Genomic DNA, 23,215 nt, shown 5'->3' on the forward strand with positions numbered 1-23,215 from the left:
CCCCACTTAAACCTTAATCACTTAAAACGTAACACTTCTTAGTTTATCCAGTTCTTAACCATAGAATGTTCCCCCCTGCAAACTGATCGGTGGATGCGCTATCGCTTATCCACCCTACAATGTTCCCCCGCTACAATGCTCCCCCGCCCCCTCGTAGGGCGGATAAGCGTCAGCGCATCCGCCAAATAACCCATTCCTTATCGTAGGGCGGATAAGCGTCAGCGCATCCGCCAATTGACTATGGGTTTCATCGCATGCCCCAGCGCTTTTCTTAGTTCATCCAGTTCTCAAGCAGCAACCCTGGCACTCGTTCGAATCCCTTAATATTATTTGTTATCAGTGTCAGACCCAATGCCCTGGCGTGACCGGCAATCATCATATCGTACGGTCCAATGGGCTTACCCATATTATAAAGTGCAGCCCGTATTTGTCCGAAATGATATGCTGCTTTATTGTCAAAGGGCAGTACTTCAAGTCGGGCAACCATTGCCTCAATATCTGTCAGGTTCCGTTCCACCTGTTGTGAATGTTCCGCACCAAAAATCAACTCTCCCAGGGTGACGCTGGAAATACACATCTGGCCTTTGTGCTGTTTGAAACGCCTTCTCACCTGCTGCGGACGATTTTTCATGGTGTAGATGACAATATTGGTATCCAGCAGATACTTCAGCATTAGAAGCTCTCCCGAATCTGATCCTCCGGCTGGCAGCGATTTATCATAAAGTCACTGGAAACCCCCGGGCCATCAAACCATTCATCCCAGGATTGATCTGCCGGTGCAATAATACGTTTGTTGCCAATTGCTGTTATTTCAACTTCCTTTACTGATTCCGGGAAAGCAACATTTTTAGGCAGCCGGACAACCTGACTCCGGTTGCTTTTAAAAATTTTTGTCAGCACACTATTCATTACGATGCCTCCAGAAAAGAATTTACCTGTATTTTTACATTATAAAGTTAATCAGGGATATGTCAATGAGATATCCCAAGTGCTGACTCTCGAATGAATTTTCAAAGTCAGGGGCGTGGGTTTGACCCAGCGCCCATAGATGGGCCACTCTTCCCCCGCTGTATTCTGATTGGTGGATGCGCTATCGCTTATCCACCCTACAATACTACAATACTGTCCCCGGAATTGGTGTCATTTGATTGTTGGATCGGCGGATTGGGTTAAGGGATTGGTGGATGCGCTTATCTCATTGGTGGATGCGCTATCGCTTATCCACCCTACAATGCTACAACGTCTCATCTCTCCCCTCGTAGGGCGGATAAGCGCCAGCGCATCCGCCGAATGACCCATTCCTTATCGTAGGGCGGATAAGCGTCAGCGCATCCGCCAATTGACTGTGGGGAAAATTACTTTTATAAAAACTTTTCCACCGAAACATCAAAAAGCTCAGCCAGTCTTTTTGCCACAGATTTGCTGATACCCCTGTGTCCGCGCTCCATATTGGAAATATTTTGTCGGGTAAAGCGGCCAAGTTTTTTACCCAATTCTTCCTGAGTCAAATTGTGCAGCCGGCGATATACGCGCATATTCTCGCCGGGCGTAATCTTCGCACGAATATCTTTGTACCAGCTGCTCTTTGTTACTTCTATTAATTCGTCATCTTCGTTTTCAATTACCTCAACATCATCATAATGCTTTCTCAGATACTCAATGAGATCGGAAGATATCTCCCCTTCAACCCTAATATGGGGCCTTTTCACGACTACCTGCATAACAGACCTCTATTTCCATATATTCCTTCTCTGCCCGCCAACATGCAACCCATGAATAAGACAAATGGCAGTGATATTCATTTTTCTTGAGTTGACCAAAATCTGGCCACTCCGACCTTATGCTGTCCCCGGAATTTGAATGAATTGTGGAATTGGAATTGGAATGGAATTTAATTCGGAATTTAATTGTAAAAAAAAAAAGGAAACATCAAAACCTGACATAATGCTTTGCGGCTTCTTCTGCAGAACGTTCATAGTGCTTAACAATCGCTTTTATCCGTTCGTTTATTTCTTCCTGTTTTTTTTTATACTCTTCGGTTGAAGGAGACGATATTTTTTCACCCTTTACCTGCTTTTCTATTAATTTTTTAGAGGTCATGATCAATATCCCTTCAGGTTGTTTATGTATGTGGAATAAGGCTTGATTTGAATATCCAGCCTATACCATTGATCAATATCACTGTCAAAATATAAAACGCATTCGTTATCATGCAACAATAGCCACGGTTCAGCTTCATATGTTCCGGCCGTTGCATCAATGATTATTCTGCTGAATGTATTGTCAAATCCATCTTCTGCCGTCATAAAATCCGCACACCATACGAACTGGGGGGTCGGCAGCCTCAGCAGGATGTTTTTAAGGTCGGCATTCATACTGTTATTTGAATAAGCCTGCCTTTTAAGAGAGCGGGTAGAGGTCAAATAGGGTCTGCAGACTGCGTTCGGCGGTATCTTCAGCCCGTTTGATTCAATCAGGTACCGGACGCGCTCAATCACCACGTTTGCGTTTAAATACATTTTTTCATAAAGGGGGATAACGATATAATCCAAATCCTCAAAGCAATAACTGCCTTCGGTCCCGTCCCTGGAAACAGATGTAAACGGCAGGTGGTTGTCGTCAGATATAATGAACTCATCAATATAGTCGGCACTCCATTGAAAAGTGTCCTTGTTTTTTATCGAAGGAACATTCTTGAGCGGGCCATGTCCCATTATGGCCACGGCGTGCTCCATTTTGGTCATTACTCCAACCAGGGGAATTCCGGATTCAATATAAGCATAAATTGCTTGAAAAAACGGCCTGGGATCTTGGGGGTTTTTTTTGAGAAACAATGGATAAAATCCGGCTTTTGTAAGCAGCGTGGAAATCTGTAGCAGATTCAATCCTTCAGAAGGGATCGTCCTGCCCAGGAAACCCGGTACTTCAGCAGCAATTTCCGCTATGGAAAAGCTTCTGTATCGCGAATATTTGACTGCATAATAATTGATTATAGACCATACTGCTACATGCGCGCATACTGCTATATCCGTTTCCTGTGCCATCCAGGGAAATGATTCCACCGTAAACGGCTGGCCAAAAAGATGGGCTGTTGAATTTGCCGTGACAATATAAACAGGCTCAGGCTTTTTAACCGCCTTGGGAGATATATGGCTTCTACCGCGCTGGTCCACCAGGCTGGGGCGCAGTGTCATAAATCCGTAGTAACCGGCTTGCTGGATTTTATTGCCAAAAAAGTGCATGCGCAGGCTTTCTCTGCTGACACGCCTGTGTTTTTTCGTATAAAACATCGAATACGTGCTGCTAAAATCGAAATCCCTGTAAGGATATTCGACAACGATCTGGGAAATGTCAGGGGATAGCCGGGTTTTTAGCTCATCAATAATGCCTGGATTCAAAGTGCCGAAGCCAATGTTTTTACACAACTGTTTTAACTCGCCAGGCCAACCGGCATCGGATAGTTTAATGAGCCCTGCATTTATCATCGCGCCAGAATCTCCGTCCACATCAAATCGAATTGAAAGTGCCGGGTCCCACCAAAACACCAAAGCACAGCCATTTAAAGGATGGGAAAGGCAGTAGTGAATTGTGAGTTATTTTTTTTGCAAGTCGTCAATCGAAAGCTCAGTGTCTCTGAGTATTTTGCGCAAAAGCCCTTTTCCGAGTTTTTTTCGTATCGAGTGAAAGCATGGCGGCAGGATTAGTATGGGGCATTCGGTGAAGATTTGTCAACAACGACTGTAAGTAACACTAACAAAATATACCCGCTAAAGTCAGGGATCGGTGGATGCGCTATCGCTTATCTCATTGGCGGATGCGCTACCGCTTATCCACCCTACAATGCTCCCCCGCCCCTCGTAGGGCGGATAAGCGCCAGCGCATCCGCCAATTGACCCATTCCTTATCGTAGGGCGGATAAGCGCCAGCGCATCCGCCGACTTGGCTTTTTTTCCCTTTCCCCTTGAACCTTTCCCCCTTTCCCCTCTTCTTAAAACTTAACACTCCTTCTACAAAAACACCCTGTAATCCACATTAAGGGCTTTTCCGAGCTTTTTGGCAATTTCTTTGCCAATAGACCGCCTGCCGTTTTCCATCTCAGAAATATGGCCCTGGGGAATGCCAGTTATTTCAGAGAGTCCCTTCTGCGTAATATTTTCTTTTGCTCTTGAACCCTTAAGCGCAATCGCAGGGGAGGCGCCTTCTTCAAATTCCGGGAAAAGCTCTCGCCAGGGAGCGCTATCGGAAATATCTTCCAGATCAAGGGATCGTGCCAGTTGATCAATCTTCTCAATTTTTTCTCGTGGACCGTAATAGCGCACTTCGCGGCAATTTTTAGTATGGCGCTTTTTCGTGGCTCCCGACATATATCACCTCAATAATTTTTACTTTTTCATCGACCGCTTCCCACACCGCAACATATGTGGGCTGCCCCTTCTTTAGGTGGCAATGATGTCGATTTTTTCCAAGCTTTCCATAGTTTGGCCAATTTCCTCTGACCGGTCCACACTTCTCAATTTCCAATAATAAAACGAATAAACTGGCTTTCACACTTTGCGGAAGCTTTGCAATCTGCTTTTGTAATTTTTTGCTCGAAAGAATCGTCCAACTCATTTGCAAACCAAAATATACCATTTATGGAATAATGTCAATGCTCAGCCCACCCAAAGCAAAAAAGACGGGATCATCCCCGCCTTTTTCAAACCGAACCACCCCTTTCCCCTGTCTTTTTAATCACTTAACACTTCTTACCGATGATAGCAAATAACGGTTGGCGCAAATATTGCGGTGGGGCAGCAGAAGGGATCGGTGGATGCGCTATCGCTTATCCACCCTACAATGTTCCCCCACCCCTCGTAGGGCGGATAAGCGCCAGCGCATCCGCCAAATAACCAATTCCTTATCGTAGGGCGGATAAGCGCCAGCGCATCCGCCAATCAAAAGCATCCCCCCCCTCACTCAAAATCCAACCCCCGAATCCCTGCCGGCTCCACGCACCCCCACGAGGCGTCATACCACCCGCGCTCCACACACCGCGCAAAACTCGACCACGGCCAATCCCACGGCCGGCTCACCAACTGATGCCTGACGGGATTGTAATGAATATAATCCATATGCCGCCGCCAATCCGCCTCGTCGCGAATGGCATGCTCCCAAAACCGCCGCTGCCAAACTTTGCGCTCATTTTCGGCATCCGAATGCGGACCAATGGCCCGCGAGGCGGCCTTCTTGATTTCCCGCCAACGCCCGGAAAAATCACCGTCCCCCTCGGGCAAACGCCAAATACAATGCAGGTGATCCGGCAAAATCACAATGGCATCGATTTCAAAGGGCCTTATCGCCCGAACCCGGCGAAACGCACGGCGCAATGCATCAACCTTTTCATCATTGGTAAAAACCTGCCGGCGCCGGTAAGTCACCACCGTGAAGAAAAACACCCCGCCGGGAATCAATGCGCGACGATAATTGCTCATGTCATTTGATTGTTGGTTCGGTGGATTGGGTTAAGGGATTGGTGGATGCGCTTATCTCATTGGTGGATGCGCTATCACTTATCCACCCTACAATGCTCATTGGTGGATGCGCTACCGCTTATCCACCCTACAATACTACAATACTACAATGCTGCTGAAAAATTTTATTTCTTGATTATGGCCATAAAGATGGCTATAATTTTTAAAAACAGCCTATAGCAAGGAGAGGAGGGCAATAATGCAAAAGCAATTTTCGATAGCTGAAGCAAAAAACAGACTTCCCACAATCATTCATTATGTCGAAAAGGGACCGTCTGTCGAGTTGACCAGACGGGGAAAACCGGTTGCAGTATTGCTGTCGATTCAAGAATATGAACGGATCAGCCGCAAATATACGGGTTTTTGGAATGCCTTTTCGGAATTTCGGCGAAAGGCGGCTGAAGATGAAGCAATAGAGATTTCTGACACGGATTTCAAAGGGCTTCGAGACTTGTCCTCTGGAAGAGAAGTCGAGTTCAAATGATGAAATATCTCATTGATACAAACGTACTTTCAGAGGCGGTGAAAACAGTCCCTGACAAATCGGTCATGCGTATGCTTGAAAAATGTCAGCACGAAATGGTCACTGCTGCGCCGGTTTGGCATGAACTTCAATTTGGTTGTCAGCGCCTTGCCCGGTCCCGGAAACGTGAAATTATTGCTTCATTTCTTAACGACGTTGTCAAACGCACAATGCCTGTTCTTCCTTATGATGACAGAGCAGCAGAGTGGCATGCAGGGGAACGTGCCAGATTATCGTCAAAAGGCTTGACCCCCTCATTTGTTGATGGACAGATTGCGGCGATATCCGTGGTAAATGGCCTGATTCTGGTAACACGGGACATTGACGATTTTACACATTTTTCAAGGCTGAAGTCTGAAAACTGGCACTCCCCGAAATCTGGATAAAATTTGCACCAGGTATAGATTATTACCACCACCCTTTTGCACTACTCTCCCCACCCCTCGTAGGGCGGATAAGCGCCAGCGCATCCGCCAATTGACCTCCCCACCCCTCGTAGGCCGGATAAGCGCCAGCGCATCCGGCAAACAATCACTTGCTGGGGTCAGACCCCGCTATTCACACCATGAAGAAAAACACCCCGCCGGGAATCAATGCGCGACGATAATTGCTCATGTCATTTGATTATTGGATCGGCGGATTGGGTTAAGGGATTGGCGGATGCGCTTATCTCATTGGTGGATGCGCTATCGCTTATCCACCCTACAATGCTACAACGTCTCATCTCTCCCCTCGTAGGGCGGATAAGCGCCAGCGCATCCGCCAATTGACTGGTAAAACCGGATTCTTCAAAAACTTCATCAAGGGTTCCCATTTCTGAACATTCCTCAATAAAGATTTCCACAGCTTCTACAAGAGCTTTTTTGGCTTCATCTATTGATTCTCCAAAGCTGGAAACATTTAATGAAGGGCAAAGCGCTACATAGAGATCGTCTTCTTCAAAAACTTCAACTTTTATCTTCAGTTGATGCATATGATTTAGCTCCCCCTATTCTTACTCAGAAATTTAGATCATAAATCGGCGCATGTCAATAAACTGCCCCGAAGCTTTTACATGGCCTGCCGCAGCAGCCGCTCAACAAGCTAACAAGCCAAGCCTGACCCCCAACCCTCTTCACTCCGTTCTTCACATTCTGCCACACCAGCTACTTCCTCCAGGAGCCGGAGCTGATCTGCAAGCTTCAGGTTTTTTATCTCGGAGATAAGATGTTCATGTTTTATTTCTGTCATGATCTATCTGCCTTCAGTCTTCCGACCTCCGCCCTCCGACCTCCAACTACAACAAAAACCGATAATCCTCCACATGCAACGCATCTGCCAGCTTACGGGCGCGCTCTTTACCAATGCCGCGCTTGCCGTTTTCCATCTCGCTGATGTGCCGCTGCGGAATACCCGTTAATTCAGACAATTGTTTCTGCGTAAATCCTTCACGAATCCTATAGGCACGCATAGCCACGTGCTGTTCGCGCCCGATATATTCGGGAAACACTTCCTCAACCGAATATGTACGTTCTTTATCAGACTCAACAGCCCTTGCATACTCCCGAATCCTGGCTGCATTACGTCTGCTGACCCGCAGCGTCAGGGTCACGATTTCATCATCAGTATGGTGCTTTTTCGTGGCTTCCGGCATAAATTACCTCCACAACCCGGATGCTGCCTTCCACTTCCCGCCAGACAGCAACATAGTTTGGTTTACCCTTCTTTAAGTGGCAATGATGTATATTGGCGGATAGTTTGGAATAGTTGGGCCAATCTCCCCGCACAGGCCCCGCCTTTTCTATTTCTTTCACCAGTTGAAACAACACCGCCTGCACCCTGCGGGGCAGTTTTCCTTTCTGTTTTCTCGCCCTGTTTGTAAACTCAACAACCCAACTCATATTAAATATACCCCATAAAGGTATACTGTCAACACAAACCCTTATGTGCCTTCTCCCTTCCGTCCTCAGTCCACTGACTACTGACCTCTTCCCTTGCTCCTTTACCCTTTACCCTCGGCTCTTGACATAAATCCCTCTCTGCACCCGTGAATTCGAAAGAATCCCCGATGATCTGCAAATTGAGGCCTGGACTTCCTGATCCCCCTTTCAATCCCTTCCGGCTTCCGACGCCTTCTGCCTTCCGCCCTCTGTCTTCTGCCCTCTGTCTTCCGCCCTCTGTCTTCCGCCCTCCACCTGCACCTCTGCTCCCGTTTCCACAATATGCTTAACAAATGGATCGTTTTCAGAAAAATCTTCAGCACAGAACGGCAGGGGAGAAAGCATGGGGCTGACTGACAGCGTAATTCTTCTGATTTTGTCCTTGTCCTTATATCGAATGCCTTCAAAATCTCTGGAAACAAGGGCTATGTCGATATCGCTCCAATTATCTGCGCCACCCCTGGCCCGGCTCCCGAAAACCAGGGCTTTTTCAACATGGATATTATTATCACGTAATTTTTATAGAAATTGATTTACAAGATCTCTTACTTCAGGTGTGATTTTATCCATGAGAAAAACTCCTTTATCTTTGAAAGCTGGCTTACATTGAGGTTTTAAGCATTAAAAAGTGCATTTTAAGACAAAATTAATGCTTTGCATATAATATTTATCCAATCAGCTCAAATAGTTACATGGGTCCGACCCTACTATTACCACATTCCCCCGCCCCCTCGTAGGGCGGATAAGCGTCAGCGCATCCGCCAATTGACCCATTCCCCCGCCCCCTCGTAGGGCGGATAAGCGCCAGCGCATCCGCCGATTTACTTTTTAAAGCGTGGATAGACAATTACTTCAGGCATTTTGCAGGTCCATCAACATTTCTTCTTCTTCAAGATCAATCATAGGGACATTGAAGCGATGAAGATTAAGCAAAAATCCGGTTCTGCTGCCCCCCGGCCACTGCCGCCGCCATCCCGGCCGAACCCCGTTTTAGATTCATATGAAAATAGGTATACTGTCCCCGGAATTACACGAAAAAAAAGCCCCTGCAGTCAAAAAGACCCAGGGGCTTTTCAAAAACTTGAAATCCACCCTTCTTTGCCACCACAGCACCAAAAACCCACACACCATCACCGCCGCATAAAAACTTCACACCACCGGCTGCACCGCCCCAAACACCAGCGGAATCGTCCCGATTATAAAAATAACGATCCACATATTATACAAGCTGAACTTTAAATATTTACGGCTTAATCGAAAATATTCAGGAGTTGTACATCCAACTGCTTGAAATCTTCCACATTACGGGTCACAAGGATTAAATCATTCACCTGGGCAGTAGAAGCAATAAAATTATCCGGAATTTTGATTTTTTTTATCTTCCTGTTCTTAAGGCACTGAATGGCAACAGCTTTATTGGTATCTAAAACAGTGAATTGATCAAGAAGCTCTCGCACCTGGGAAATCTCTTCCTCGGTGTAATCAAAAGATAGAACTTCCACAAAAGTAATTTGAGATATTGCGCACCTGACATTATTTTCAGCTATAAAATCTGTAGCTGTTGATTGACCGTTTAAATGGTATATTATGATATTTGAATCCAACAGATATTTCATTATCGGTCTTCCCACTCAGCCCTAATTTTTTGCTGCCATTTTACAGGATCAATGTTCTTGCCGGCCAATATGCCGGAAGTCTTTCTAATTATGTCTATACGTTCATCAATTTTATTTTCTGTTGGCAGCACAGGAGACACCTGAATCATAATATCTTGATTTAAGTATTCCTTGGGTAATTTTATGGTATAATTTTGTGTTGTTGGCCTGATGATTTCTTTAATCATAACATGCTCCTTTATTTCTTTCGTAATCCCGAGACCATAACTTAACTCACCTATATTAGATTAGACAGAGCCCAAGACCCTGTCAATGCTGTTTGAGGTTTTATGAATGAAAGCTACAGAAATACCGCACCTGCGTCCTTACCGGCCGCCTCAAATACGCCATCGGAAAAGCGCAAGACGAAGCCGTACGCCCTCTGCCTTCTGACCTCTTCCCTTGCTCCTCGGCCCTTAGCCCTTAGCCCTTACATTTACATGGGTCCGACCCCAGACTGATCGATTATCTCATTGGTGGATGCGCTATCGCTTATCCACCCTACAATGTTCCCCCACCCCTCGTAGGGCGGATAAGCGCCAGCGCATCCGCCAAATGATCAATTCCTTACCGCCGGCCGGATAAACGCCAGCAACCGCCAATAAAGCCATTGAATAGGAGGTTTTTTATGAACAAAGAACCAGCAACAAAAAATCAGGACCCTGCCAGCCGGACCGCCCGATTGTTCAGAAACGGCAAAAACCAGGCCGTGCGCCTGCCCAAGGAGTTCGAAATGAAAGCCAGTGAAGTGATCATACGCAAACAGGGCGCAAGTTTAATACTGACCCCCAAACCCCAAACATGGCAGGATTACTTCGCTTCCGCCCAGCGCCTGGCGGAAGACTTCCCCGAGGATATCAGCGATCTTGCATTTGCTGCAATGCCACAATGTTTCGTCCCTTCGTAGGGCAGGCCACCGTGCCTGCCAATAGTCAGGTGTCGGTGGTGAAGGAGGGGGCGGTTTTGCCCATGCCTCCCTTAAATTTGCACAAACCGCCCACCGACTACCGCCTACCGACCACTGCCCACTGCCCACTGACCACTGCCCTCTTCCCTTGCTCCCTGGCTCCCGACTCAAGCCACCTCATATATAGCCGGGCGGTAGCGGGGGGAGGGAACAGGCTTGCCTTCGGCCCAGGCAGCATCCAGCCAAAGTTTTTTGGCTTCCAATGCCTCCCTCAATGCCTCTTCAGGCGTTTCCCCAAAAGCGCAGCAAGCTTGAAGATCGGGAATATCGGCTATATATCCCTGGTCTTCTTCGGAATAAAAAATATTAATATGATAATCTGACATGTTATTCTTCCTCCAAGTGCAAATTATATTTTTCTACTTATCTTATGAATTGTTTGACCTGATAGGGCTTCGCTTCGCCTTTTACATCCTGAAGATTTACAGGTTCCGGAATGTCCGGATGAATAAAGATATGGTGACTACCCTTGACCCTGGACAAACGAAAACCGAATCCCTCAACCAAGTTAACCATATCAACAAATCGTATGTTCTTGGAACCTTCGATTATCTTTTGTAACAATCTTTATCTTTTCATTGAACCTCAAATGCAAGCTACAGGTGCAACAGTTGATCATCCCTCCGCAGACGGCAAAGCCGTAAGCCCTCTGACCACCGCCCACTGACCACCGCCCACCGACTACTGACCACCGACCACCGACTACTTAATTCACAATTCAAGGTTTGACACCAATCCCTACAATGCTCCCCCACCCCTCGTAGGGCGGATAAGCGCCAGCGCATCCGCCAAATGACCTTATCGTTGGTTCGATATTGACATTTGGTATAATTATTATATATTTTTTATACCATGAATTTTGAATTTGATGAAAACAAAAGCCTTGCAAATAAACAAAAGCACGGAATTGACTTCATTGAGGCTCAGGCTCTATGGGAAGCCCCTGACCGGGTGGAAATTCCCGCCAAAACAATCGATGAAAACCGATTCTTACTGATCGGTAAAATTTCCAAAATTCATTGGTCTGTCATTGTTACCTACAGGCAAACAAAGATCAGAATTATTTCAGCAAGAAGATCAAGAAAAGAGGAGATCGAAATTTATGAAAGCTGAGGATCTGGATAAAAAATTCGACAAAGGCGAAAATATAACCCAACACCTGGATCTCACGAAAACACGCCGTCCTGGCCAGGAGTCAAAAAGAGTGAACGTGGATTTTCCCGAATGGATGCTTCACAGCCTGGACAAGGAGGCCAAAAGGCTCGGTGTGCCCAGACAATCAATCATTAAAATATGGATCGCCGAACGGTTAAAGGAATTATCTTAACACTGGGTCTTCCGCCAGAAAAGCCGCCACCCCCTGGTTGGCCAGCCTGTAACCGGCCTCAATGCGCTTGCTGCTGCCCCTGAACACAATAACCGCATCCGATTTTCGCCCGTCCTTCTCCAAACACAGCACCCACCCAAAGTACACCACCTCCGCAACTCCAATAACAAGTACCGGAATTAAAAAAAACAGCATACTTTCACCTCCCAGCCCATAAACACCCAATTCCATTATAAACAATCGACAACCACCCAACCACTTAACCACTTAACCTTATCACCAACGAGCCCGCCAGCCCGACTGCCAGGGCTCTCGATGCCATGCTGGAAGGCGATCTGATTTACCTTTTGTCTGCCGAACTATTGGCTGAATACAGAGGCGTTTTGCTTCGACCCGGGCTTGTCCGCCTCCATGGGCTCAACGAATCCGAAGTTGATCATTTCCTGACGGAAATCACGGCCAACGCTATCTGGCGCGAGCCGCAGTCCGATCCGTATCACGCATCTCCGGATCCACAGGACGCCCACCTGTGGGCGCTTTTCGCCTCGGAACCAACAGCTGTTTTGATCACCGGAGATCAGGTGCTGATTAAAAACCCTATGCCGCAAAGCTCGGTCATCTCGCCCGCAACATGGGCATTGAGGTTTTAAGCATTAAAAAGTGCATTTTAAGACAAAATTAATGCTTTGCATATAATATTTATCCAATCAGCTCAAATAGTTATATGGGTCCGACCCCAAACTATGAATAATAGGAGAGGAATTACTTATCACTACCATATTGGAGATCTTCCTGCAGTTCCTGCTCAAAATAATGACGCTCGATTCCCCTCTCAGCCAATCCCGCTATGAAGGCCCATTTGTCAAGCCCCGCCAGTTTTCGCGCATTGCCCATGGATAACAGCCTGCGCTGGTAAAGAGAGAAGGCCATCTCTTTGGTTAGCTCCTGTTTGGCCCTATCCGGCGGTAATTTTACTGTTTCCATGATATCATCAGGGATTTCAATGGAGGTGGACATATTGAATCTCCTTGCTATAAATACACTTCATCTTCATACTATTCTTTTCAATATATTATCATGCTCTCAGAATAACAAATCAATTCGGTGGTCGGCCGCAAAAATCTGGCTCAACCGCGGGAGGTTAAAATCCATTTTTCTTTGTTTGCTGACAGGATTACAAGATGATTAACCATCTCTTCCGAGGTTGTATTCTGTAAAAAAGGCACGAGGAGGTTTAAAATGTTTTTGGAAGTAGTGGGGTTTACTTTCAGCCGTATTACCCCGGCATGTTTGTCCAGAGGCAAAACAGCCCAGTCTCCGAAATGATCGTCAAGAGTGACCAAAGTTCTTCTTTCCAAAACAGCCTTGTAGGGCGGATAAGCGTCAGCGCATCCGCCAATAAGTCTTGAAGCCATCTCTTGAAAGCACTTCTGCCACATGTTTCTGTATCATCTGATCAAGGTAGAGCCGAAGGCCTTCAGGCATGAATTTCCCTTATTTCAGCATTATCAATACTTTCCCTGGCATATACCAATGCTGCCTGAATATCTTCTCTCTGCAATTCCGGGTAATCGTTCAATAACTGGTCCCAGGATACACCCTCTGCCACTTGTTCCAAAATAACCGATACAGGAATCCTCGTCCCTTTAATCACCGGCTTTCCGTTACAAACCTTTGGATGCAATTCAATTCGGGATTCTTTTATCATTTTATTTGCCCCCTAAATAAATACCTCTTTTTTTGAATATACTACCTTCTCCTTAAAACGACAAGCCGATTCGGTGGTCGGTGGTCGGTGGTCGGTGTTCGGTGTTCGGTGTTCGGTGTTCGGTAGGGCAGGCCACCGCCCGGAACAACAGCACGGCGGTAATTGCTCATGGTAGTTGCACCTTTGATTGGTAGGTGATGGCGGAGGTTGACTCGTGGTGGATGCGCTACCGCTTTTTTGATAGGTGGATGCGCTATCGCTTATCCACCCTACAATGTTCCCCCACCCCTCGTAGGGCGGATAAGCGCCAGCGCATCCGCCGAATGACCCATTCCTTATCGTAGGCCGGATAAGCGTCAGCGCATCCGGCAATAAGTCTGATGTTTTTTAGGCTTGGAGAAATTTAAAATGTTGTGCAACAAAAAGAAGAGTGGGAGTCTTGTAGTAGGGCGGATAAGCGTCAGCGCATCCGCCGAATGACCCATTCCTTATCGTAGGCCGGATAAGCGTCAGCGCATCCGGCAATAAGTCTTGAAGTGATGATAAAGTAAAAGCCGGCCGGATAAGCAGCCAGGCATCCGCCCATAAAACTCAGCCGAGAAAATACTGCCGGCTGATTTCAAGCGTTCTTTGTTCCCGCAAACGGTCCTTTTCAACGTTTTCCTGAATGTTTTCCTTCAGCTTGCGGTCGATATGCTCCAACTTTTCCTGAACGTCCTGATCCGTTTTCATTTCACGGCTTCTGTTACTGGCTTCCATCATTTTCTTCACCCATTCCATGATAGGCCTCCGCTAAATTGTGCCTGTAAATTGGATCTCGAATATTATCAAGTTCCACTGAGTTGCCTTCGCAAATAAACAAATTGCCAGTTCTGGCCGAAATCATCATGTCAATCCCGGCATATTCCATTGCCGTGGCGTCGAAAATAAATCTTGAGTGCACATGATCAGGGTATTCCGGTTTGGCAATGTATTCGGCAACCCATATAAATTTGGGCATTTGTTGCAAAAGTAAATGACCCTTCTGCTCGGCAAAGGCATCCGGGGCAATATAGCCCCTCCCCAGGTTAAATGGAGAGGTGTTTCTTAATGTAAAAAAACCGAAATATTCTTTTTCACCGAATAAATGAACACGATATGAATTCCGGTCAATTATTTTATGTCTTTTTGAAAAGTCACTATAAAAAGCATGATCGGTGGATCGGTGGATGCGCTCTCGCTTATCCACCCTACAATGTTCCCCCACCCCTCGTAGGGCGGATAAGCGTCAGCGCATCCGCCAAATAACCCATTCCCCCCACCCCTCGTAGGGCGGATAAGCGCCAGCGCATCCGCCAAATAACTTTTTCGCGGCTTCCGGCCTTAATTACCCGCCCAATCTATTTTTTCCTAACCACCCCACCACCTTATCTTTTCACCCCTCATCCCAACCTTCTCCCCCGGGAGAAGGAGACCAAAGGAATCCGCTCACCCCCCCCCTCAACTCCCTAAACACCTAATCACACAATAACCTGAACACTTTTTCACTATAAAAGTTTCTCTACATTCAGGCGCTTCCGACCCCGATCCCGGTTTTCAGAATCTCACGAATTTGCCGCACAGGTCTCAGCAGTGCGTAAAGCATAGCCATTCGAGGACTCAAGTCGAACGCCATCCAGTCTTTTTTTCTCGGGCATAACAGCCGATCCAAAATATATCTTATCTTATCGGCAAGCCGCTGCCTCAATTTCAATTGATATGGGATACTTGCAAGCTCTTCCATAATAGAGCTTTTTGGCTGCTGTTTTTGCAGCATATTCGCAAACGCGGCGTTAGCCAGTTGAAAAACAGCTTTGTCGCACTCAATTTTGCTCCAAATATTTTCTGGAACAGAAATATTAAAAACGTCTTTTGCCAGAAAAACCCCCAAGTATAACATTCGCTCACAATGTAGCTGCCCCGCAAGTCTGTGAACCAGCTCCCAGTCTAAATCTGGATGCTGATCCACATATTCAGCAACACACAATACCATTTCCAAATATGCCCAGACAGCATTAGCCCCATGGATGCACAGATGTAAAACCGTATCTTCATCAGATAAGCGCAAGGCATCCTTTCCCTGAAATACCAGAGGATTTAACCGGTCGCGGCAAAAATCAAAACCATACGACCGGCGCAGATGGCTAGTTAAAGCCCAATGAAAGTCGATAAAAATTCGGCTGCCGCAGTAAAAATCAACCTCGTTTTCATATTTCATATACACTGCAAAATGCTCAGCCGTGAAATGCCTAGACTGTGGCTCGCAGCCGGATTGGCGAAGCAGTTTCCAGCCTTTTACCGCTTCACTTCTCGGGACCAGAATGTCCAAATCTGAAAAAAGCCTTAGCCCTGTGTCTCCATAAATAAGCTGCGCCAAAAGCGGACCCTTGAAAGGCACCACCGGTATTTGATGTTCATTTAAGAGCGCAATTATCTCCTCCAGCCGACGTACAAGCCGCAAATTGGTTCCGACTACTTGCAAATATCTGGCTTTCAATGACTGCGCAACATCAACGGGTAGGTATCCCGTCAGGCCATTTTTCTTCAGGTTATGATATAAAATTGTCAGAATCCGCTGCGTTGATGCAAAAAAGAGAATACTGTGCCAGTCCCAATTAGCCAGCCGGAAAAAAACAGCATTATTACTCTTGGTTGCGGAAAAATCAGAACGGACAATTGAAAGAAGCAGCTTTAATTCAGACTACTGGGCGGTAGGCAAGTACTTTTCATAGAGGGGCATATCAGATGAGCTGCATCAAAGGAGTGTTATGTTTTATTGGGATATTTACAATCACCCGAGCTGTCATACCAGACATATTCCGGCACAAGGCGTTTCAGATGCTTTCGAATGCCTTCTGCATCCTGTTTTTCTGCTACTTGGTAGAGCAATTCAATCTCTCTAAAAAGCCATTCATGAAAGGCATTCCGATTCGCAAGACCATGCCAATCGCCATTACTTTTCAATACCATGACCTTCTCATGCTCAGTCTCCACAACACCTTCGCCTTCGGCAATAAGCTCCTCACAGAGCTTTTCCCCTTGACGCAGGCCGGTGAAAACAATTTTAACATCCTTTTCAGGTTCTTTGCCGGACAAACGAATCAGATCCCTTGCCATATCGGCAATCTTTACTGGGGTCCCCATCTTAAGAATAAAAATTTCGCCCTCAGATTCAAGTGTAACGGCCTGAAGAATCAGCTGGCAGGCCTCGGGTATGGTCATAAAATAGCGAGTTACTTCCGGATGGGTTACCGTCACCGGACCGCCACGAGCAATCTGACTTCGAAACAGGGGAATCACGGAACCGGATGACCCTACTACGTTGCCAAAACGGACGCCGGTCATGCGGGTTCCGTTCCCTTTATGGGCGGCGAGGATCAGCTCACCCACCCGCTTGGAGGCCCCCATGACATTGGTGGGCCGTACTGCCTTATCCGTCGAAATCATGACAAAATCTTCGACTTTATGCGCCACACTCATCTCAATAATATTCTGGGTGCCATGGATGTTATTCCAAACCGCCTGCCAAGGATTCCGCTCCAGTATGGGCACATGCTTATAAGCTGCCGAATGAAACACCACTTGGGGACTCAGCTTTTGCATTATCCTATCTAATAAATACCGATCCGCCACGCTGCCTAAAATCGTGAAATAATCCAAGTATTTCGCGTCGTGCTTCAACTCCATCTGGATGCTGTAGAGGTTGGCCTCGTTGGCATCTATAAGGATCAGCTGTGCAGGGTAATATTTTAGGATCTGCCGGCACAGCTCGCTTCCAATAGAACCGCCTGCGCCGGTAATCATCACCCGTTTGTCCTTAATCAAGCTAGTAATATTTTCCACATCCAGCTTAATCTCCTCGCGTCCCAAGAGGTCTTCATATCTTACATCCCGCAATGCCTTGATACTGACTTTTCCATCAATTAACTCATAAATCCCCGGAAGGATTCTATAAGATACATTTGCCTGTTCGCACAGATTGACCACCTGTCGGATGATTGAGCCGTTCATTGCAGGCATGGCGATAAGCGCCTCTTTTATCTTGTGGGTCTTTACCACATCCGGCAGTTTAGACAAAGGCCCGAGCACAGAAACGCCATGGATACTTCGGCCATGCTTTCCAACGTCATCATCCAAAAAGCCCTCCACCCAAATATTTAAATCCGGATTTTCTTTGATTTCTCGAAGGGTTTTTTCCCCAGAATCCCCTGCTCCTAATATCAATATACGTTTGCCCTCCGCAGGGCTTCTAGAAACAAATGGTTGCCATTTTTTAAAATCAACCGAATAACCTTCCTGGTAAACTGAGCGGATGATCATACGCAGCCCGGCGCAAAACCCTACCGTCAAAAAGTAATCTATTAAAAAAACAGACCGTGGATATCCCTCAAAGCGATTGACAAAAACCATCACCCCGACTGCCAAAAGAGAGGCTGTGGTTGATGCCCTCAAAAGATTCCAGATATCAGCCAACCCCGCATAGCGCCACATGCCCCGATAAATGCGGAAAATTAAAAACACAAAAATTTTTAAAGGCACCAGCCAAATCAAAATTCCGAGCAGTTGAACGATTAACTGTTGATTTAAGTTAAATTCAAACCGCAGCAAATAAGCGAAGATCATCGCCAGCGCCGCAAGCCCAATGTCTGCAGAAAGAATTATGTAAAAATTTAAATTTTTAAGCTGTCTCTTCATTGCTTTCTCGTAATATTTTATCTACATTAAAAAAATTAACTTCTACAGCCTTTTTGTTTATTGCCTAAACTTCTATGAACTCAATAATTCATGAATTTTTTCTATAATATAGGACAACTCAGTATCAGAAAGAATGGGATAAATAGGTAAGGAAACGATGCCTTTCCAGATTATTTCGGTATTCGGATAGTCTTCAGGATTTAAATTATAACGTTCTTTGTAATAAGTCATCCGGTGGAGCGGCTTGTAATGGACTGATGTCCCTATACCCGCTTGTGACAGTTTCTTGATAAAGGTATTTCTATCAATTGGTGCGTTGTCTTTTATTACTACAGGGTATAAATGCCATGAGTGGTCTGAGTAGGCACAAAAACGCCAAGGTAAATCAATACAATTAATGCCTGCCAAGTGCTTGTCGTAAAACCGGGCGCAGCGCTCTCGCTGCATGCGAAATTCCTCAGCTCTCTCCAATTGGGCAAGGCCGATGGCAGCATTCACATCCGGCATATTGTATTTGAAACCAGGTGCCACCACGTCATATTCCCAGCCTGGCTTATTCGCAGTAAATCGATCCCAGACATCGCGGTTAATTCCATGTAGACGCATGGTTTTAACCCGTTGAAATATATCTTTATTATTAGTAACCAACATCCCCCCCTCGCCGGCGGTGACGGTCTTATTCGCATAAAAGCTAAAGCAGGTCACATCTCCAAAACTGCCGATATGCCGCCCGCCTAATCGGGCCGGAAACGCATGGGCAGCATCCTCGATGATTTTCACACCCTGACGCCGGCAAATGGACAAAATCCCCTCGCTGTTTTCGTTGTCGGTCATCTGCGCCGGATGGCCGCCGAAATGAACTACCACCAATGCCTTGGCCCGAGGATTTTGGCGCAACCCCGCAGCTACGATTTCGGGGGTAAGCAAACGCGTGCCGTAATCACAGTCCAAAAAGACAGGGTCTGCACCCAAGTAACGAACAACCTCGGCTGAAGCAGTAAAAGTCATACTCTGCACCAGCACTTGATCTCCGGCTTCAATGCCAAGGCTTTCCATGCCCAAGTGAAGGGCCGCGGTGCAGGAGTTTAAGGCACAGGCATAACGGGCTCCAACCCAGTCAGAAAATTTTGCTTCAAATTCCTGGGCTTTGGATGCTGTGGTCAGCCATCCGCTTTTCAATACGGCTTCGAGATAGGCCATTTCGTTGCCGCTGCAATCCACTTTGGAAAAAGGTATATGATGCATTTGGTTCTTAACCTTTATTTTTCCCCCAAAATTCCAGTAATCGTCGCCGCCATAATTTTTGCATCTGTCTTAAATGAAATATTCTCCACATACTGTTTTGCTAAACGCAATTTATCCGGCAGAATAACATCTTGATAATAAACTTCCGGTTCATTTTGCGCCGCTAAGATGACTTCTTCATTGCGGTATTTGATGGAAGCAAAATCAGACAATCCGGGCCGGGCCTGCAGAACCTTCCCAAAGTCATCCGGATAAATCGCCACGAAGCTGGGCACCTCAGGTCTCGGGCCAATGATGCTCATCTCCCCTTTCAGAATATTAAACAGTTCCGGTAGTTCATCGAGTTTGGTGCTGCGCAGCATTGCGCCGATACGTGTCACACGGCAGGTATCTCCGGGGTTGAATTGAGTGGACCCATGTTGGGTCTGGCAGGTCATAGTCCGGAATTTATAAAGCATGAAAGAGCGGAGTTTTTCCCCGACGCGCCTTTGAGCGAACAAAACAGGTCCAACCGAGTCAATGCGAATCAGCAGAGCAATAATAAGCAAAAACGGTGATAAAAATATTAGCGCAGTGAAGGCCAAAATTTTGTCCAGAGTATGTTTTATAAACGGATTGTAGGAGAGACTTTCCAAAACAGATGGCAACCCCATGAAAATTTATATAAATGTCCGAATTTGAGCGTTCACCAAAAAGAACACTCAGAAAAGGATAGACAATTTGGCTTTCCAGCGATTTCTAATCGTTTTGCGGAAAAGAGATCAGCGCGTTTCGACTTTATCAATTGCTGGGTTTTTGAACCCAGCACAGAACGTGGGTCCTAAGGAAAGTAAGCGCATTGAAAACTGAATAAAGCCCGGGGTGGATTCTGGTTACAAATCGACTGATCGGCGGCGCCAGAGTTAACTTCCACTTGCTGATTTGACCGTTTGGAAACAACTCTCGTATACGGCGGATTCCGATACCACGAACATCGGGATTGTTCGGATTATTGTAAATGAAATCGTACCATAGAACACCACCACCGGGTTTTGCCAGATCCCACATTCGCCCTGCCAATTTTGACTGAAACTCGCTGTCCAGTATTGATGTAAAAACGGTTGACTGAAAAACGATGTCAAACGACTGCTCGGGCAGATCGATGGTTAAGGCATCACCTGAAATAATCCGTGTTGACGCCGGCATCATTTCCCGGGCCTTTTTGGAGCGTTCTTCCAGCAGTTCATTGCCCACAAGGTTCTCCGGGCGAAAACCCAATTTTAAGAATTGAAGGAGATTGCCCCCACCCCCACAGCCGATTTCCAAAACGTTTCGGTTTTCCACCGGTGCCAGGCCGCAGGTTTTAATCCACCGTATCAGGGCGCGTTCTTTTTCCTGTATGCAAAGATAATGTGATGGGTTCAGCGGGCTGTACAGGGATGATTCGGGTAGTTGCCGCCTGCGATCATATCGAGCGCGCACTGCATCAATTTCTCTGCTCATGGCTTCCCTGCCCGCGTAAGTGTTGAAAAGGATCGGGTGCCCCGCCTCCGCAAGATTACAAAGTCAAATACGCCTCTTAAAAACCCGATACCATAGCCGAAGTGATAACAACCAAACACCAGCGGCATGACCGGCAGATATTGCCAATGGATAGGCTGCCGACAGGTAATCAAAGAAGCACCGAAACTGGCAATCGCATAACACGCCAGCAAAACGGCAAATGCCCATGCGGCAGGTTGTATAAAGAGAGATAAAACAGCCAGAATTAGCAGTGTAACAACGAATCCGCCGGGGATCAAATGCCGAAAAGATGCCGGCAATTTATGTTTTTGAATAACCCGGACTTTCCAATATCCATATTGCATGTATTGTTTGAACAATGCTTTAAGTGATGATCGCGGATAATACCACGACCGGATTTTCGGGGTTTGCCATATTTTACCACCGGCGCGCCTTATCCGAAGATTCAACTCATCATCCTGATTCCGAACCAGCTCTTCATCAAAAAGGTCGATTTTAAGCAATGTGGTTTTTTTCCAGCAACCATATGTAACGGTGTCGACATACCCCTCATAGTCCGGATCATGAAATTTTGCTCCCCCCACAGAAAATGGAGAATGGTAAGCTAAAGTGTTTGCCACCCCCATATAACTTTTTGCCAGGGTTAACGCAGGACCGCCGACATTGTCAGCCCCGGTTTGGGTTAACGCATCCATGCATTGAGCAATGTAATCCTTTGCATATTCTGTATGGCAATCCATGCGAATGATGATTTCGCCTTTTGCAGCTTTGATAGCCGCATTCAATCCTGTTGAGACGATTTTGCCCGGATTATCGATAACTCGAATTCTTGAGTCTCTATCCGCGATATTTTCTAAAACAGTACGCGTGCCGTCATCGCTCATTCCATCGGCAACCAGAATTTCAAACGTGCCGTCAACGCCACCTTGGTTGATGATGGAAATCAGAGCACTTTCTATATATGATTTCTCATTTCTGCAGGGTACAATAACGCTAATTTCAGCCTCAGGACGCGTTTTGATTGGATCTGTCATTTATTACCCGCAATTTCAGTAAGAATTTAATTTCCCGTTGGTCTTGCATCAGAAAACGCACTATAATTCGTGTTGCTTCGATTTTCCAGCACCTGTTCATATATTCTTTTTATCCGTAACGCATTGGCGGCAGCCGTATGACCCTGAATAATAGCCTTCAGATTGTCTGGACGCTCGCGCGCCAAAACGTCCATCATTCCGTTTGCAATTGAATCCGGATTGCGCTCGGTGAGAATGCCCGCAGATGGGTGATCAGATATCAGCTCTTTTAAATCCCCTACCGGAACGGAAACCAAAGGCAGGTTACAGGCCAGGCTTTCTCGAACAATATTCGGTGAGCCTTCCTTATCAGACGTCACTAATAGACAATCTGCAGCACTTAAAACCCAGGGCACCTTTTCGCGTGCAATGCCTTTAAGAATAAACAATTTTAGTGACGGGAACGATTTTCTGGCTACCGCAACCGCCTTTTCAGCAAGATCCTGCCGTTTTACGGCTTCGCTGTTATTATTACAAAAAACGACAACCGGTTCGTCAACCCACCCCAATTTTTCCCTTGCCTCCTGTCTTGAGCGTTGAAAAAAAAATCGGGTATCGACGCCCATGGGCGCAACCCATGTTTTTGGATGAACCGCTGAGGGGAGTCTGGCTTTCATTTCATGGGACATCACGATTACAGCACTTGCGGACCTCGATAATTGGCGGTTGAGCCGGGCTGCAAGTGAAAAAAGGATTTGTCTTGCAATATTACTGCCGTTTTTGGATTTCAAAGAAACGCCGTTAACATCCGTACCATGAAATGTTGCCACAACCGGGAGGTTCTGAAATAAACTCAGCACCAGCGCCGATAAACCATAATGCACATGAACCAAGTCATATTCAGAATTCCTCAAGGATTGTCTGAGTTTGGATAGCGCATTCAGCAGTTCTGTTCTATCTTTCGGCCTAAGGTGCACCAAACCGGTCTTAACCCCCAACGCCTCCAGGGCCTGCCGCTGAGCTTCAACAATCGCCCCGTTAAGGGGATTGATCAAATTGGGATACATTCCCGTTAAGAATAAAACCTGCAATTGAAAATCTTAAATCTCTGTGTTTAAAAACTGTATGAGTA

The 23,215-nt window shown here is 46.4% G+C and carries 32 protein-coding genes; 6 read left to right on the plus strand and 26 right to left on the minus strand.

Annotation, left to right across the window (positions count from 1 at the left end):
* Window positions 1-271: 271 nt before the first annotated feature.
* From vapC to U5L07_04925, 7 genes are all read right to left on the minus strand, one after another.
* A complete protein-coding gene (vapC, locus tag U5L07_04895; protein ID MDZ7831064.1) occupies window positions 272-673 on the minus strand; it encodes a tRNA(fMet)-specific endonuclease VapC in 402 nt (133 codons plus the stop codon).
* Between the two features lie 688 nt (window positions 674-1,361).
* Complete coding sequence (locus U5L07_04900; protein MDZ7831065.1) at window positions 1,362-1,721, minus strand: helix-turn-helix transcriptional regulator; 360 nt, start codon at window positions 1,719-1,721, stop codon at window positions 1,362-1,364.
* Between the two features lie 208 nt (window positions 1,722-1,929).
* Window positions 1,930-2,100, minus strand: a complete 171-nt coding sequence (locus U5L07_04905; GenBank protein MDZ7831066.1) for a hypothetical protein — start codon at window positions 2,098-2,100, stop codon at window positions 1,930-1,932.
* A gap of 2 nt (window positions 2,101-2,102) precedes the next feature.
* Window positions 2,103-3,545: a hypothetical protein gene (locus tag U5L07_04910; GenBank protein ID MDZ7831067.1), complete on the minus strand. Its 1,443-nt coding sequence runs from the start codon at window positions 3,543-3,545 to the stop codon at window positions 2,103-2,105.
* A 462-nt stretch (window positions 3,546-4,007) separates the two neighbouring features.
* A complete protein-coding gene (locus U5L07_04915; GenBank protein MDZ7831068.1) occupies window positions 4,008-4,364 on the minus strand; it encodes a helix-turn-helix transcriptional regulator in 357 nt (118 codons plus the stop codon).
* On the minus strand, window positions 4,333-4,611 hold the full coding sequence (locus U5L07_04920; GenBank protein MDZ7831069.1) for a hypothetical protein: 279 nt from the start codon (window positions 4,609-4,611) through the stop codon (window positions 4,333-4,335). The genes U5L07_04915 and U5L07_04920 overlap by 32 nt, the downstream gene beginning before the upstream one ends.
* A 341-nt stretch (window positions 4,612-4,952) precedes the next feature.
* On the minus strand, window positions 4,953-5,471 hold the full coding sequence (locus tag U5L07_04925; GenBank protein ID MDZ7831070.1) for a transposase: 519 nt from the start codon (window positions 5,469-5,471) through the stop codon (window positions 4,953-4,955).
* A 238-nt stretch (window positions 5,472-5,709) separates the two neighbouring features.
* On the opposite strand from U5L07_04925, the gene U5L07_04930 reads away from it, so the two are divergent.
* Both U5L07_04930 and U5L07_04935 read left to right on the plus strand, forming a co-directional pair.
* The gene (locus tag U5L07_04930; GenBank protein ID MDZ7831071.1) at window positions 5,710-5,994 is read left to right on the plus strand and encodes a type II toxin-antitoxin system Phd/YefM family antitoxin; all 285 of its coding nucleotides are present in this window, start codon (window positions 5,710-5,712) and stop codon (window positions 5,992-5,994) included.
* On the plus strand, window positions 5,991-6,419 hold the full coding sequence (locus tag U5L07_04935) for a type II toxin-antitoxin system VapC family toxin (GenBank protein ID MDZ7831072.1): 429 nt from the start codon (window positions 5,991-5,993) through the stop codon (window positions 6,417-6,419). Before U5L07_04930 ends, U5L07_04935 begins: the two co-directional genes overlap by 4 nt.
* Before the next feature lie 230 nt (window positions 6,420-6,649).
* Here U5L07_04935 and U5L07_04940 read toward each other — a convergent pair whose 3' ends face one another.
* The 5 genes from U5L07_04940 to U5L07_04960 all read right to left on the minus strand — a co-directional run bounded on the left by U5L07_04940 (window position 6,650) and on the right by U5L07_04960 (window position 9,795).
* The gene (locus tag U5L07_04940; GenBank protein ID MDZ7831073.1) at window positions 6,650-7,006 is read right to left on the minus strand and encodes a hypothetical protein; all 357 of its coding nucleotides are present in this window, start codon (window positions 7,004-7,006) and stop codon (window positions 6,650-6,652) included.
* 303 nt (window positions 7,007-7,309) lie between these two features.
* On the minus strand, window positions 7,310-7,666 hold the full coding sequence (locus tag U5L07_04945) for a helix-turn-helix transcriptional regulator (protein ID MDZ7831074.1): 357 nt from the start codon (window positions 7,664-7,666) through the stop codon (window positions 7,310-7,312).
* Complete coding sequence (locus tag U5L07_04950) at window positions 7,635-7,913, minus strand: hypothetical protein (protein ID MDZ7831075.1); 279 nt, start codon at window positions 7,911-7,913, stop codon at window positions 7,635-7,637. The genes U5L07_04945 and U5L07_04950 overlap by 32 nt, the downstream gene beginning before the upstream one ends.
* A gap of 1,289 nt (window positions 7,914-9,202) precedes the next feature.
* On the minus strand, window positions 9,203-9,568 hold the full coding sequence (locus U5L07_04955; GenBank protein ID MDZ7831076.1) for a type II toxin-antitoxin system VapC family toxin: 366 nt from the start codon (window positions 9,566-9,568) through the stop codon (window positions 9,203-9,205).
* Complete coding sequence (locus U5L07_04960) at window positions 9,568-9,795, minus strand: hypothetical protein (GenBank protein ID MDZ7831077.1); 228 nt, start codon at window positions 9,793-9,795, stop codon at window positions 9,568-9,570. Before U5L07_04960 ends, U5L07_04955 begins: the two co-directional genes overlap by 1 nt.
* Window positions 9,796-10,235: 440 nt before the next feature.
* On the opposite strand from U5L07_04960, the gene U5L07_04965 reads away from it, so the two are divergent.
* Window positions 10,236-10,514, plus strand: coding sequence for an antitoxin (locus U5L07_04965; protein MDZ7831078.1), 279 nt, complete (start codon window positions 10,236-10,238; stop codon window positions 10,512-10,514).
* A 167-nt stretch (window positions 10,515-10,681) separates the two neighbouring features.
* On the opposite strand, the gene U5L07_04970 is transcribed toward U5L07_04965, so the two are convergent.
* Complete coding sequence (locus tag U5L07_04970; protein ID MDZ7831079.1) at window positions 10,682-10,900, minus strand: type II toxin-antitoxin system HicB family antitoxin; 219 nt, start codon at window positions 10,898-10,900, stop codon at window positions 10,682-10,684.
* 526 nt (window positions 10,901-11,426) lie between these two features.
* On the opposite strand from U5L07_04970, the gene U5L07_04975 reads away from it, so the two are divergent.
* Both U5L07_04975 and U5L07_04980 read left to right on the plus strand, forming a co-directional pair.
* The gene (locus U5L07_04975) at window positions 11,427-11,687 is read left to right on the plus strand and encodes a BrnT family toxin (GenBank protein MDZ7831080.1); all 261 of its coding nucleotides are present in this window, start codon (window positions 11,427-11,429) and stop codon (window positions 11,685-11,687) included.
* Window positions 11,677-11,901: a hypothetical protein gene (locus U5L07_04980; GenBank protein ID MDZ7831081.1), complete on the plus strand. Its 225-nt coding sequence runs from the start codon at window positions 11,677-11,679 to the stop codon at window positions 11,899-11,901. The genes U5L07_04975 and U5L07_04980 overlap by 11 nt, the downstream gene beginning before the upstream one ends.
* Here U5L07_04980 and U5L07_04985 read toward each other — a convergent pair.
* Window positions 11,893-12,096 carry a hypothetical protein gene (locus tag U5L07_04985; GenBank protein MDZ7831082.1) on the minus strand — a complete coding sequence of 68 codons (204 nt, stop codon included), beginning with the start codon at window positions 12,094-12,096 and terminating at the stop codon, window positions 11,893-11,895. The genes U5L07_04980 and U5L07_04985 overlap by 9 nt on opposite strands.
* Before the next feature lie 80 nt (window positions 12,097-12,176).
* Here U5L07_04985 and U5L07_04990 point away from each other — a divergent pair, with 80 nt between their 5' ends.
* Window positions 12,177-12,551, plus strand: a complete 375-nt coding sequence (locus U5L07_04990) for a PIN domain-containing protein (GenBank protein MDZ7831083.1) — start codon at window positions 12,177-12,179, stop codon at window positions 12,549-12,551.
* 112 nt (window positions 12,552-12,663) lie between these two features.
* On the opposite strand, the gene U5L07_04995 is transcribed toward U5L07_04990, so the two are convergent.
* From U5L07_04995 to U5L07_05050, 12 genes are all read right to left on the minus strand, one after another.
* A complete protein-coding gene (locus tag U5L07_04995; GenBank protein MDZ7831084.1) occupies window positions 12,664-12,918 on the minus strand; it encodes a UPF0175 family protein in 255 nt (84 codons plus the stop codon).
* 110 nt (window positions 12,919-13,028) lie between these two features.
* Complete coding sequence (locus U5L07_05000; protein ID MDZ7831085.1) at window positions 13,029-13,316, minus strand: hypothetical protein; 288 nt, start codon at window positions 13,314-13,316, stop codon at window positions 13,029-13,031.
* Between the two features lie 62 nt (window positions 13,317-13,378).
* Window positions 13,379-13,609: a DUF433 domain-containing protein gene (locus U5L07_05005; protein ID MDZ7831086.1), complete on the minus strand. Its 231-nt coding sequence runs from the start codon at window positions 13,607-13,609 to the stop codon at window positions 13,379-13,381.
* A gap of 591 nt (window positions 13,610-14,200) precedes the next feature.
* Window positions 14,201-14,341: a hypothetical protein gene (locus U5L07_05010; protein MDZ7831087.1), complete on the minus strand. Its 141-nt coding sequence runs from the start codon at window positions 14,339-14,341 to the stop codon at window positions 14,201-14,203.
* Window positions 14,342-14,354: 13 nt separating this feature from the next.
* A complete protein-coding gene (locus tag U5L07_05015; GenBank protein MDZ7831088.1) occupies window positions 14,355-14,837 on the minus strand; it encodes a hypothetical protein in 483 nt (160 codons plus the stop codon).
* Window positions 14,838-15,155: 318 nt separating this feature from the next.
* Complete coding sequence (locus tag U5L07_05020; protein MDZ7831089.1) at window positions 15,156-16,316, minus strand: nucleotidyltransferase family protein; 1,161 nt, start codon at window positions 16,314-16,316, stop codon at window positions 15,156-15,158.
* Window positions 16,317-16,393: 77 nt separating this feature from the next.
* Window positions 16,394-18,322, minus strand: a complete 1,929-nt coding sequence (locus U5L07_05025) for a nucleoside-diphosphate sugar epimerase/dehydratase (GenBank protein ID MDZ7831090.1) — start codon at window positions 18,320-18,322, stop codon at window positions 16,394-16,396.
* A gap of 72 nt (window positions 18,323-18,394) precedes the next feature.
* A complete protein-coding gene (locus U5L07_05030; GenBank protein MDZ7831091.1) occupies window positions 18,395-19,522 on the minus strand; it encodes a DegT/DnrJ/EryC1/StrS family aminotransferase in 1,128 nt (375 codons plus the stop codon).
* A 59-nt stretch (window positions 19,523-19,581) separates the two neighbouring features.
* Entirely contained in the window at window positions 19,582-20,202 is a 621-nt protein-coding gene (locus U5L07_05035; GenBank protein ID MDZ7831092.1) for a sugar transferase, read from the minus strand.
* Window positions 20,203-20,347: 145 nt separating this feature from the next.
* The gene (locus tag U5L07_05040; GenBank protein ID MDZ7831093.1) at window positions 20,348-21,049 is read right to left on the minus strand and encodes a class I SAM-dependent methyltransferase; all 702 of its coding nucleotides are present in this window, start codon (window positions 21,047-21,049) and stop codon (window positions 20,348-20,350) included.
* Window positions 21,046-22,104 (minus strand): glycosyltransferase family 2 protein, encoded by a 1,059-nt coding sequence (locus U5L07_05045; GenBank protein MDZ7831094.1) that lies wholly within the window; start codon window positions 22,102-22,104, stop codon window positions 21,046-21,048. The genes U5L07_05040 and U5L07_05045 overlap by 4 nt, the downstream gene beginning before the upstream one ends.
* A 26-nt stretch (window positions 22,105-22,130) precedes the next feature.
* Window positions 22,131-23,174: a glycosyltransferase gene (locus U5L07_05050; protein MDZ7831095.1), complete on the minus strand. Its 1,044-nt coding sequence runs from the start codon at window positions 23,172-23,174 to the stop codon at window positions 22,131-22,133.
* Window positions 23,175-23,215: the final 41 nt, after the last annotated feature.

This window comes from Desulfobacterales bacterium (assembly GCA_034520365.1).
Classification (GTDB): Bacteria; Desulfobacterota; Desulfobacteria; order Desulfobacterales; family Desulfosalsimonadaceae; genus M55B175.

What these genes read in the sequence shown, in the direction of transcription:
- vapC (MDZ7831064.1), bottom strand. Translation starts at nt 673, where the DNA reads ATGCTGAAGTATCTGCTGGATACCAATATTGTCATCTACACCATGAAA.
- U5L07_04900 (MDZ7831065.1), bottom strand. Translation starts at nt 1,721, where the DNA reads ATGCAGGTAGTCGTGAAAAGGCCCCATATTAGGGTTGAAGGGGAGATA.
- U5L07_04905 (MDZ7831066.1), bottom strand. Translation starts at nt 2,100, where the DNA reads ATGACCTCTAAAAAATTAATAGAAAAGCAGGTAAAGGGTGAAAAAATA.
- U5L07_04915 (MDZ7831068.1), bottom strand. Translation starts at nt 4,364, where the DNA reads ATGTCGGGAGCCACGAAAAAGCGCCATACTAAAAATTGCCGCGAAGTG.
- U5L07_04920 (MDZ7831069.1), bottom strand. Translation starts at nt 4,611, where the DNA reads ATGAGTTGGACGATTCTTTCGAGCAAAAAATTACAAAAGCAGATTGCA.
- U5L07_04925 (MDZ7831070.1), bottom strand. Translation starts at nt 5,471, where the DNA reads ATGAGCAATTATCGTCGCGCATTGATTCCCGGCGGGGTGTTTTTCTTC.
- U5L07_04930 (MDZ7831071.1), top strand. Translation starts at nt 5,710, where the DNA reads ATGCAAAAGCAATTTTCGATAGCTGAAGCAAAAAACAGACTTCCCACA.
- U5L07_04935 (MDZ7831072.1), top strand. Translation starts at nt 5,991, where the DNA reads ATGATGAAATATCTCATTGATACAAACGTACTTTCAGAGGCGGTGAAA.
- U5L07_04940 (MDZ7831073.1), bottom strand. Translation starts at nt 7,006, where the DNA reads ATGCATCAACTGAAGATAAAAGTTGAAGTTTTTGAAGAAGACGATCTC.
- U5L07_04945 (MDZ7831074.1), bottom strand. Translation starts at nt 7,666, where the DNA reads ATGCCGGAAGCCACGAAAAAGCACCATACTGATGATGAAATCGTGACC.
- U5L07_04950 (MDZ7831075.1), bottom strand. Translation starts at nt 7,913, where the DNA reads ATGAGTTGGGTTGTTGAGTTTACAAACAGGGCGAGAAAACAGAAAGGA.
- U5L07_04955 (MDZ7831076.1), bottom strand. Translation starts at nt 9,568, where the DNA reads ATGAAATATCTGTTGGATTCAAATATCATAATATACCATTTAAACGGT.
- U5L07_04960 (MDZ7831077.1), bottom strand. Translation starts at nt 9,795, where the DNA reads ATGATTAAAGAAATCATCAGGCCAACAACACAAAATTATACCATAAAA.
- U5L07_04965 (MDZ7831078.1), top strand. Translation starts at nt 10,236, where the DNA reads ATGAACAAAGAACCAGCAACAAAAAATCAGGACCCTGCCAGCCGGACC.
- U5L07_04970 (MDZ7831079.1), bottom strand. Translation starts at nt 10,900, where the DNA reads ATGTCAGATTATCATATTAATATTTTTTATTCCGAAGAAGACCAGGGA.
- U5L07_04975 (MDZ7831080.1), top strand. Translation starts at nt 11,427, where the DNA reads ATGAATTTTGAATTTGATGAAAACAAAAGCCTTGCAAATAAACAAAAG.
- U5L07_04980 (MDZ7831081.1), top strand. Translation starts at nt 11,677, where the DNA reads ATGAAAGCTGAGGATCTGGATAAAAAATTCGACAAAGGCGAAAATATA.
- U5L07_04985 (MDZ7831082.1), bottom strand. Translation starts at nt 12,096, where the DNA reads ATGCTGTTTTTTTTAATTCCGGTACTTGTTATTGGAGTTGCGGAGGTG.
- U5L07_04995 (MDZ7831084.1), bottom strand. Translation starts at nt 12,918, where the DNA reads ATGTCCACCTCCATTGAAATCCCTGATGATATCATGGAAACAGTAAAA.
- U5L07_05000 (MDZ7831085.1), bottom strand. Translation starts at nt 13,316, where the DNA reads ATGGCTTCAAGACTTATTGGCGGATGCGCTGACGCTTATCCGCCCTAC.
- U5L07_05005 (MDZ7831086.1), bottom strand. Translation starts at nt 13,609, where the DNA reads ATGATAAAAGAATCCCGAATTGAATTGCATCCAAAGGTTTGTAACGGA.
- U5L07_05010 (MDZ7831087.1), bottom strand. Translation starts at nt 14,341, where the DNA reads ATGAAAACGGATCAGGACGTTCAGGAAAAGTTGGAGCATATCGACCGC.
- U5L07_05025 (MDZ7831090.1), bottom strand. Translation starts at nt 18,322, where the DNA reads ATGAAGAGACAGCTTAAAAATTTAAATTTTTACATAATTCTTTCTGCA.
- U5L07_05030 (MDZ7831091.1), bottom strand. Translation starts at nt 19,522, where the DNA reads ATGGCCTATCTCGAAGCCGTATTGAAAAGCGGATGGCTGACCACAGCA.
- U5L07_05040 (MDZ7831093.1), bottom strand. Translation starts at nt 21,049, where the DNA reads ATGAGCAGAGAAATTGATGCAGTGCGCGCTCGATATGATCGCAGGCGG.
- U5L07_05045 (MDZ7831094.1), bottom strand. Translation starts at nt 22,104, where the DNA reads ATGACAGATCCAATCAAAACGCGTCCTGAGGCTGAAATTAGCGTTATT.